The organism is Arthrobacter sp. E3, assembly GCF_017353415.1.
GTDB lineage: Bacteria > Actinomycetota > Actinomycetes > Actinomycetales > Micrococcaceae > Specibacter.
The window spans coordinates 1-2,287 of the sequence record NZ_JAFMPX010000072.1; the positions used below are offsets into that span (position 1 = coordinate 1).

The following is a 2,287-nucleotide window of genomic DNA, read 5'->3' on the forward strand; positions in this document are numbered from 1 at the left end:
CTGACACGAAAGTAGGTTAGTCAGGCTGCGGTGTCGGTTGCGTTTTGTGTCGGGGTGAGTGTGACGTTGTAGCCGAGTTCGTGGAGTCGTTTGATGGCGTTGTTTTTGGCCTTGATGGGGTTTTGCTGGATGAAGAATTTTTCACCCACGTCGTCGTAGATGACGCCGTTGGTGAACATCTGCCAGATGGCGGCAAGGATGGCGTGTTCGGTGGCGACGATCGCTTTCATGCGTCCGCGCCTGGCTGCGATGTGCCGGTAGCGGGCCCCCAGGTAGGTGCCCTTGGGGTGGCGGGCAATGTTCAGGGCCGCCTGTCCCAGTGCGCCCTTGAGGTAGGAATCGCCGTGCCGGGTGTGGGTGGACTTGACCCTCCCGGCGGACTCGTTCGCCCCGGGGCTTACGCCCGCCCACGAGGCGAGCCGGCCCGGCGTTTCAAAGGTTGCCATGTCCGCCCCGGTCTCGGCGATCACGACATCCGCAACCAGGGTTGAGACTCCGGGGATGGTTTCCAAGAGGGCCCGTTCGGTGCGAAAGGGAAGCATCGCCTCCTCGATCCGGGCGGTGAGCGAGTCAATGGATGCGGTGAGGGAATCGTAGCGGTCCAGGTGCATCCGCACGAGGAAGGCGTGGTGTTCCTCGAACCTGCCGGTGAGGGCCTCGACCAGCTCCGGGATCTTTTTCTTCATGACCCCCCTGGCCAGTGAGGCGAGTTTTTGCGGGTCGCGTTCCCCGTGGACGAGGGCCTCGAGCATGGCCCGGGCCGAGACTCCCATAAGGTCCGTGACGGTGGCGGAGAGCTTGATCCCGGAGCTTTCCAGGAACTTCTCCAGCCGTTGCACCTCCCGGGACCGGTCCTGGGTGGCTATCGTGCGGGCCCGGGTCAAATCCCGCAGGCGGCGCACCGGTTCCGCCGGCACGAACGAGGCCCGCAGGAGCCCGTGGGCTCCTAATTGCGCCAGCCATGCTGAGTCGGAGACGTCCGTCTTCCGCCCCGGAATGTTCCGTGCCGCCTGACACGAAAGTAGGTTAGTCAGGCTGCGGTGTCGGTTGCGTTTGGTGTCGGGGTGAGTGTGACGTTGTAGCCGAGTTCGTGGAGTCGTTTGATGGCGTTGTTTTTGGCCTTGATGGGGTTTTGCTGGATGAAGAATTTTTCACCCACGTCGTCGTAGATGACGCCGTTGGTGAACATCTGCCAGATGGCGGCAAGGATGGCGTGTTCGGTGGCGACGATCGCCTTCATGCGTCCGCGCCTGGCTGCGATGTGCCGGTAGCGGGCCCCCAGGTAGGTGCCCTTGGGGTGGCGGGCAATGTTCAGGGCCGCCTGTCCCAGTGCGCCCTTGAGGTAGGAATCGCCGTGCCGGGTGTGGGTGGACTTGACCCTCCCGGCGGACTCGTTCGCCCCGGGGCTTACGCCCGCCCACGAGGCGAGCCGGCCCGGCGTTTCAAAGGTTGCCATGTCCGCCCCGGTCTCGGCGATCACGACATCCGCAACCAGGGTTGAGACTCCGGGGATGGTTTCCAAGAGGGCCCGTTCGGTGCGAAAGGGAAGCATCGCCTCCTCGATCCGGGCGGTGAGCGAGTCAATGGATGCGGTGAGGGAATCGTAGCGGTCCAGGTGCATCCGCACGAGGAAGGCGTGGTGTTCCTCGAACCTGCCGGTGAGGGCCTCGACCAGCTCCGGGATCTTTTTCTTCATGACCCCTCTGGCCAGTGAGGCGAGTTTTTGCGGGTCGCGTTCCCCGTGGACGAGGGCCTCGAGCATGGCCCGGGCCGAGACTCCCATAAGGTCCGTGACGGTGGCGGAGAGCTTGATCCCGGAGCTTTCCAGGAACTTCTCCAGTCGCTGGCCTTCCCGGGACCGGTCCTGGGTGGCTATCGTGCGGGCCCGGGTCAAATCCCGCAGGCGGCGCACCGGTTCCGCCGGCACGAACGAGGCCCGCAGGAGCCCGTGGGCTCCTAATTGCGCCAGCCATGCTGAGTCGGAGACGTCCGTCTTCCGCCCCGGAATGTTCCGTGCCGCCTTGGCGTTGACCAGCATCACCGGCAGGGCGTCCTCGAACAGGTAGTAGAAGGGGCGCCAGTAGTCACTGGTTGCTTCCATGACCACCGTCGTCACTCCTGCATCAAGGAGCATCTCCCGCAGGGCAAGGATCGCGTTCGTCGTCGCACCCCAGGTGGTGACGGTCGTGACGAACGAGTTCTTCCGTTTCCCGGGTGCACGGATGGCGACCTTGGCATCCCGCTTGGAGATGTCAATCCCTGCGGCCCGTTCATGAATGAGTTCCAT

General features: G+C 64.0%; 2 protein-coding genes. Both read right to left on the minus strand.

Annotated elements, in window-relative coordinates:
• Positions 1–20 precede the first annotated feature (20 nt).
• Positions 21–1,034 (minus strand): IS110 family transposase, encoded by a 1,014-nt coding sequence (locus JMA46_RS16620; protein ID WP_210768814.1) that lies wholly within the window; start codon positions 1,032–1,034, stop codon positions 21–23.
• The gene (locus tag JMA46_RS16625; RefSeq protein WP_207346459.1) at positions 1,031–2,287 is read right to left on the minus strand and encodes an IS110 family transposase; all 1,257 of its coding nucleotides are present in this window, start codon (positions 2,285–2,287) and stop codon (positions 1,031–1,033) included. Before JMA46_RS16625 ends, JMA46_RS16620 begins: the two co-directional genes overlap by 4 nt.